Origin of the sequence: Actinomadura roseirufa, assembly GCF_900659635.1 — a bacterium.
GTDB lineage: Bacteria > Actinomycetota > Actinomycetes > Streptosporangiales > Streptosporangiaceae > Spirillospora > Spirillospora roseirufa.
Map to the genome: position 1 here is coordinate 1 of NZ_CAACVB010000345.1, position 6,854 is coordinate 6,854.

At 74.9% G+C, this 6,854-nt stretch carries 6 protein-coding genes and 1 pseudogene; 3 read left to right on the forward strand and 4 right to left on the reverse strand.

Annotated features, from left to right (window positions below):
* From E1291_RS37295 to E1291_RS37310, 4 genes and pseudogenes are all read right to left on the reverse strand, one after another.
* A pseudogene (locus tag E1291_RS37295) lies at positions 1–181 on the reverse strand (GNAT family N-acetyltransferase); the annotation flags it as partial.
* 79 nt (positions 182–260) lie between these two features.
* Positions 261–1,244, reverse strand: coding sequence for a methylmalonyl Co-A mutase-associated GTPase MeaB (gene meaB, locus E1291_RS37300; protein ID WP_131742762.1), 984 nt, complete (start codon positions 1,242–1,244; stop codon positions 261–263).
* Complete coding sequence (scpA, locus tag E1291_RS37305; RefSeq protein ID WP_131742763.1) at positions 1,241–3,454, reverse strand: methylmalonyl-CoA mutase; 2,214 nt, start codon at positions 3,452–3,454, stop codon at positions 1,241–1,243. The genes meaB and scpA overlap by 4 nt, the downstream gene beginning before the upstream one ends.
* The gene (locus E1291_RS37310; protein WP_131742764.1) at positions 3,454–5,274 is read right to left on the reverse strand and encodes a methylmalonyl-CoA mutase family protein; all 1,821 of its coding nucleotides are present in this window, start codon (positions 5,272–5,274) and stop codon (positions 3,454–3,456) included. Before E1291_RS37310 ends, scpA begins: the two co-directional genes overlap by 1 nt.
* Before the next feature lie 162 nt (positions 5,275–5,436).
* Here E1291_RS37310 and E1291_RS37315 point away from each other — a divergent pair, with 162 nt between their 5' ends.
* The 3 genes from E1291_RS37315 to E1291_RS37320 form a co-directional block, all read left to right on the forward strand.
* The gene (locus tag E1291_RS37315) at positions 5,437–5,646 is read left to right on the forward strand and encodes an HGxxPAAW family protein (protein WP_131742765.1); all 210 of its coding nucleotides are present in this window, start codon (positions 5,437–5,439) and stop codon (positions 5,644–5,646) included.
* A 2-nt stretch (positions 5,647–5,648) separates the two neighbouring features.
* Complete coding sequence (locus tag E1291_RS42725; RefSeq protein WP_165495481.1) at positions 5,649–5,825, forward strand: hypothetical protein; 177 nt, start codon at positions 5,649–5,651, stop codon at positions 5,823–5,825.
* Between the two features lie 141 nt (positions 5,826–5,966).
* On the forward strand, positions 5,967–6,854 hold an 888-nt coding region (locus E1291_RS37320; RefSeq protein ID WP_131742766.1), incomplete at its 3' end, for a carboxylate-amine ligase.

Here is a 6,854-nt window from a genome sequence, read left to right on the forward strand (position 1 = left end):
CCTCGGGGACGGCCCACAGCCGCTGCCGCGACCCGGGCTCGGCGCCGAGCAGCCGCAGCGCCGTCCGCTCGCGCTCGGGCGCCGGCTCGCCGCCGGGGTCGGCGGCGTGCACCGCGATGAGCACGTCGTGCCACTCCCGGATCTGCTCGTCCGTCGGATCATCGAGCGCGATGACGTCCATTGGACTTTTGTACCGGATACCGGCCCGTCGCGGCCGGGCCCTGGCCAACCCGTGACCCGCCGTGACCGGGACGGCCCGGTCAGCCGCCCCGGGAGAACGCCGCCAGGATGCGGTCGGCGGCGAGCGCCGGGGGCAGGCTGCCGTCGGCGACGCGCTGCTCCAGGTCCGGTGCCAGCTCGCGCACGGCGGGGTGCGCGCGCAGTTCGGCGAGCAGCCGGTCGCGCACCATCGCCCACGTCCAGCCGACCTGCTGGCGGCGCCTGCGCGCCTCCAGCTCGCCGGAGGCGCGCAGCCCGTCCTGGTGCTCGACGATCTTCTGCCAGACCTCGTCCAGGCCGGTCTCCTCCCGGGCGCTGCAGGTCAGCACCGGGACGTCGCGCGTGCGCTCGCCGCCGCGCAGCAGCCGCAGCGCCCCGGACAGCTCCCGGGCCGCGCGCCGGGCCTCCAGGGCGTGGTCGCCGTCGGCCTTGTTCACCGCGATGACGTCGGCCAGTTCCAGGACGCCCTTCTTGATGCCCTGGAGCTGGTCGCCGGTGCGGGCGAGGGTGAGGAACAGGAACGAGTCGACCATCTCGGCGACGGTCGTCTCGGACTGGCCCACGCCGACCGTCTCGACCATGACGACGTCGTACCCGGCGGCCTCCATGACGACCATGGCCTCGCGGGTCGCCTTGGCGACGCCCCCGAGCGTCCCCGCCGTGGGCGAGGGCCTGATGAAGGCGGCCGGGTCGACGGCGAGGCGCGCCATGCGGGTCTTGTCGCCGAGGATGCTGCCGCCCGAGCGGGTGGAGGACGGGTCGACGGCCAGCACCGCGACCCGGTGCCCGGCGCCGGTCAGCCGGGTCCCGAGCGCGTCCACGAACGTCGACTTGCCGACGCCCGGAACACCGGTCACGCCGACGCGGCGGGCGCCGCCGGCGTGCGGGCTCAGCTCGGCCAGCAGCCGCTGCGCCAGCTCCCGGTGGTCGGGACGGGTCGACTCCACGAGCGTGATCGCCCGCGCGACCCACGCCCGCGACCCGTCCCGCACGCCCTCGACGTAGTCCGCGAGCCCGTGCCTCACGAGGCCGCGTGCCCGAGCCTGGCGGTCAGGTCGGCGAGCAGGCCCGCCGCCGCGTCCGCCAGGACGGTGCCGGGCGGGAAGATCGCCGCGGCGCCGGCGGCGCGCAGCTCGTCGAAGTCCTGCGGCGGGATGACCCCGCCGACGACGATCATGATGTCGTCGCGGCCGAGCCCGGCCAGCTCCGCGCGCAGCGCGGGGACCAGGGTGAGGTGACCGGCGGCCAGCGAGTTGACCCCGACGATGTGCACGTCCGCCTCGACCGCCTGCCGGGCGACCTCGGCCGGCGTCTGGAACAGCGGGCCCACGTCGACGTCGAAGCCGAGGTCGGCGAAGCCGGTCGCGATGACCTTCTGGCCGCGGTCGTGGCCGTCCTGTCCCATCTTGGCGACGAGGATGCGGGGGCGGCGCCCTTCGGCCTCCTCGAACGCGGCGGTCGCCGCGCGCGCGCTCTCGATCGCCGTCACGTCGCCGGCCTCCTCCCGGTACACACCCGAGATGGTACGGATCTGCGCGGCGTGCCGCCCGTACGCCTGCTCCAGGGCGTCGGAGATCTCCCCGACGGTCGCCTTGGCGCGGGCGGCGCCGATGGCGAGGGCGAGCAGGTTGTGCTCCAGGTCGGACGGGCGGGTGCCGTCCTCGGCGGCGCGGGCGGCGCCGGTGAGCGCGGCCAGCGAGGCGCGGACCGCGTCCTCGTCGCGCTCGGCGCGCAGCCGGCGCAGCTTGGCGATCTGCCGTTCGCGGACGGAGGCGTTGTCGACCTTGAGGACCTCGATGTCCTCCTCGACGTCCGGGCGGTACTTGTTGACCCCGATGACGGGCTGGCGGCCGGAGTCGATGCGGGCCTGCGTGCGCGCGGCGGCCTCCTCGATGCGCAGCTTCGGCAGGCCCTCGTCGATGGCCTTCGCCATTCCCCCCGCCTGCTCGACCTCGCTGATGTGGCCCCAGGCGCGGCGGGCGAGGTCGTAGGTGAGCCGCTCGACGTAGGCGCTCCCGCCCCACGGGTCGATGGTGCGGGTCGTGCCCGACTCCTGTTGCAGGAGGAGCTGCGTGTTACGGGCGATGCGCGCCGAGAAGTCGGTGGGCAGCGCGAGGGCCTCGTCCAGCGCGTTGGTGTGCAGCGACTGGGTGTGGCCCTGGGTGGCGGCCATCGCCTCGACGCAGGTGCGCGCCACGTTGTTGAAGACGTCCTGGGCCGTCAGGGACCAGCCGGACGTCTGGCAGTGGGTCCGCAGCGACAGCGACTTCGGGTCGGCCGGGTCGAAGCCCTTCACCAGCCGCGCCCACAGCAGCCGGGCGGCGCGCAGCTTGGCGACCTCCATGAAGAAGTTCATCCCGATCGCCCAGAAGAAGGACAGGCGGGGCGCGAACGCGTCAATGTCCAGTCCGGCCTCGCGGCCCGCGCGGAGGTACTCGACGCCGTCGGCGAGGGTGTAGGCCAGCTCCAGGTCGGCGGTGGCCCCGGCCTCCTGGATGTGGTAGCCGGAGATGGAGATGGAGTTGTACTTCGGCATCCGCCGCGAGGTGTAGGCGAAGATGTCGGAGATGATCCGCATCGACGGCCCGGGCGGGTAGATGTAGGTGTTGCGGACCATGAACTCCTTGAGGATGTCGTTCTGGATGGTCCCCGCCAGCGCCTCGGGCGGCACCCCCTGCTCCTCGGCCGCGGCGATGTACAGCGCCAGGACGGGCAGCACCGCGCCGTTCATGGTCATCGACACGCTCATCCGGTCCAGCGGGATGCCGTCGAAGAGCTGCCGCATGTCGTAGATCGAGTCGATGGCCACCCCCGCCATGCCGACGTCGCCCGCGACGCGCGGGTGGTCGGAGTCGTAGCCGCGGTGGGTGGCCAGGTCGAACGCGACCGACAGGCCCTTCTGCCCGGCCGCCAGGTTGCGCCGGTAGAAGGCGTTGGACTCCTCGGCGGTGGAGAAGCCGGCGTACTGCCGGATCGTCCACGGCTGGGTCGCGTACATGGCCGGGTAGGGGCCGCGCAGGTACGGCGCGATGCCGGGGTAGGTGTCGAGGAAGTCGAGGCCCACCAGGTCGTCGGCGGTGTAGAGGGGCCGCACCCCGATGCCCTCGGGGGTGTCCCACGTCTGGGCGTCGGGGTCGCTCCCCGTGGCCTCGGTGACGGCGCTCCGCCACCTCTCGGCGGCCTCGTCGGCGGCCGGCGCCGCCCCGAGCTCGATGTCGCTGAAGTCGGGGATCATCACTTCACTCCCAGGTCGTGGAGGGTCGTCTCCAGCACGGCGACCGCGTCACAACCGGCGGCCACGGTCGCGTCCACCCCCGTGTAGGTTCCCCTACCCGCGAGCCAGACCTTCACCGCCCCCGCGTCGCGCAGGGCGCGGGCGGCGTCCTCGGCCTCCTCGCCGTAGATCCGGTCGCTGGAGCACAGGCAGGCGACGGAGGCGCCGGACGCCCCGAACTCGGCCGGGGGGCCGCTCACGGTCTCGACTCCGCCCGCCTGGAACAGGTTCGCCGCGAACGACGCGCGCGCGGTGTGCGCGGCGACGGGGCCGAGGGCGGCCAGGAAGATCCTGGGCCGGGCGCCGGTGGCCTCGGCGTGGGCGTCCGAGCGGTCGCGGAGCGCCTCGAAGTCCTGCGCGTAGGTGACGACCGGGAGGCCGCCGCCGGGGCGCGGCGGCGCGGGACGCCGCGCGGGCGGCGTCTCGGCCAGGTTCGGGAACTCGCTGACACCGGTCAGGGGCGCCTCGCGCCGGGCGATGTCGGCGCGCCGCCGCTCCCACGTCGCGGCGAGCCGCCCGGCGAGCGTCCCCGACTCCAGGGCGGCGGCGAGGCCGCCCGCGCGCTCGATCTCGGTGAAGCGTTCCCAGGCCGCCCGCGCCAGGCCCTCGGTGAGGCTCTCGGCGTACCAGGAGCCCCCGGCGGGGTCGGCGACCCGGGCCAGGCTCGACTCCTCCAGCAGGAGCGTCTGGGTGTTGCGGGCGATGCGGCGGGTGAAGCCGTCCGGCAGGCCGAGGCGGGCGTCGAACGGCTGGACGGTGACCGCGTCGGCGCCGCCCACCCCGGCCGCGAACGTCGCGACGGTGGTGCGCAGCATGTTCACCCACGGGTCGCGCCGGGTCATCATCGCCGAGGACGTCACCGCGTGGATCCGCGCGGCGGTGCCGTCGGGCGCGCCGCTGACCTCCGCCACGCGCGTCCACAGCCGGCGCAGCGCGCGGAGCTTGGCGATCGAGGAGAACTGGTCGGCGGTGACGGCGACCCGGAACTCGATCTGCCCGAACGCCTCCTCGACGCTCAGCCCGGCGGCGGTGAGGGCGCGCAGATAGGCCGTCCCGGCCGCGACCACGGCACCGAGCTCGTCGGCGTCGGCGCCGCCCGCGTCGTGGTAGGGGGTGCCGTCGGCGACGACCGCGCGCAGCCGCGGGAACTCGCGGGCGCAGCGGACGGCGAGCGCGGCGGCCTCGTCCAGGGAGCCCGCCGTGCCGGTGCGCGCCAGCAGGCCGAGCGGGTCGGCGCCGAGGTTGCCCGCGGCGGCGGCCTCCTCGCCGCGGCCGGCGACCAGGGTGAGGAACGCCTCCGCCGCCGCGCCGGTCTCCTCCCCCGCCTCCAGCACGACGGGCGCGAGACCGAGCAGGACGTCCCGCAGCAGCTCGGGGAGGGCGGCGACGGGCGGGCCCGCGGCGCCGAGCGCCAGCCAGACCGAGGTCGCCCCGTTCTCCAGGTCGGCGAGGATCGCCTCCCGGGTGACCGCCGGGTCGGGGTCGGCGTGCCGCTGCCGCACGTCCCAGCCCGCCAGGCCCTCGCCCTCGGGCCGCACCTCGCGCGGACCGGGCGCCGGCCCCGGCCGCCCCGGCGGGGCGTCCTCGCGGGTGTAGAGCGCCGCGATCGGCACCCCGTCGTAGGACTCGCGGGTGAGCAGGCCCTCGATCTCTGCGAGGGGGGTGTCGTCGGTCGCCGCGCCTGACTTGCGCAGCACCCTCTTCACCATCTCCCGCCACCGGTCGCGCTCGGCCGGGGGGAAGGCGGCGGCCAAATCGATTTTTTCAGGCGGCACCGTCATGCCCTGGATGGTAAGCGAGCGCCTACATGCCGATCGCGGCCGGGTCCCGGTGAACCGGAGGCCGCGCCCCCGGCGCCCACCCCAGAAGGACCCCGAGCCCCTGGCGTTGCTAGAGTTCAGCGTCGTATCCCCCCAACCGAGGCCGAAAAGAGAAGACCAAGAATGTCGAGTGGCAGCCACGCCGGGCGCCCCAAGTCCTGGGTCGCCGTGGCCATCATCTTCATCGGGTTCGCCATCGGCGGCGCGGCGCTCGTCATGGGCCCGAACTGGATCGTGTTCGGCGCGGGCGCGGCGGTCATCGCGCTCGGCTGCGTGATCGGCTGGGCCGTCGACATCATGACCGACGTCGTCGTCGACGAGCCCCGGGCGTAGCGATGTTCAACCGGCCCCCGATCGAGGAGCGCATCGCCGCCCGTCAGCGCGAGCGGGGGCCGCTGAAGCCGGGCACCGTCTTTCCCCACGGGCCCGCCAAAATGCTCTTCTTCTTCGGCATAGGCGTGGTCGTGGTCACCCACCTCATCGCCCTGTCCATGTACTTCTTCATGGAGTGACGCCCGCCTCCCCCGCCGTGACGGGCCGGCGGCCGCAGTTCCGGTCCGCCTGCGAGACGCTCGCAGGTGCGAACACGCCGCCGGGCACGTACGGTCGAAGCGGCGTTGCCGTCCGCGCCGCTCCCGACCCGAGGTGGTGGGATGGCCCCCAGGTTCGGTATCGAGGAAGAGTACTTCGTCGTCGACCCCGGCTCCCGCGAGGTCGTGCCCCGCGCGGCGGCCGTCGTGCGCCGCGCCGCCCTCGCGCTGGGTGAGCGGGCCTCCACGGAGCTCGTCGGCTTCCTCGTCGAGGCGAAGACACCGCCGTGCGACGACCTCGGCAAGCTGGAGGAGCAGGTCCACGCGATGCGGGCGGCGATGGCCGACGCCGCGGCCGCGGAGGGCGTGCGGCTCGCCGCGTCCGGGACGCCGGTGCTCGGCGACCTCGTCCCCGCGCCGATCACCGCGGGCGCCCGCTACGCCGAGAGCCTGGCCACCTACCGCGGCCTGGACGACGAGCAGTGCATCTGCTCCTGCCACGTGCACGTCGAGATGCCCGACCGCGAGCGCGCCGTCCAGGTCAGCAACCATCTGCGCCCGTGGCTGCCGACACTGCTGGCGCTCGCGGCGAACTCGCCGTACTGGGCGGGCCGCGACACCGGCCACGCCTGCTGGCGGGCCCTGTCGTGGGCGCGCTGGCCGGTGGCCGGGCCGCCGCCCTTCTTCGAGTCCCACGCCCACTACCTGGAGCTGGTGGAGACCCTGCTGGGCTGCGGCGCCCTCATGGACACCGGGACGATCTTCTGGGACGTGCGGCCGTCGGCGCGGCTGCCCACCCTGGAGATCCGGCTCGGCGACGTCGCGCCGACGGCGGCGGACGCGGCCGTGTTCGCCGCCCTGGTCCGCGCGCTGGTGCAGGTCGCGGTCACCGCGGTGGAGGCGGGCGAGCGGGCGCCCGACCCGTCCCAGGAGCTGCTGCGCGCGGCGTACTGGCTGGCGGCGCGCGACGGGCTGGCCGGGACGGGGCTGGACGTGTGCACGGGCCGGCCG

Excerpts from the sequence above, each read along its gene's own strand:
- scpA (WP_131742763.1), bottom strand. The coding sequence starts at position 3,454 with ATGATCCCCGACTTCAGCGACATCGAGCTCGGGGCGGCGCCGGCCGCC.
- E1291_RS37315 (WP_131742765.1), top strand. The coding sequence starts at position 5,437 with ATGTCGAGTGGCAGCCACGCCGGGCGCCCCAAGTCCTGGGTCGCCGTG.
- E1291_RS37310 (WP_131742764.1), bottom strand. The coding sequence starts at position 5,274 with ATGACGGTGCCGCCTGAAAAAATCGATTTGGCCGCCGCCTTCCCCCCG.
- E1291_RS42725 (WP_165495481.1), top strand. The coding sequence starts at position 5,649 with ATGTTCAACCGGCCCCCGATCGAGGAGCGCATCGCCGCCCGTCAGCGC.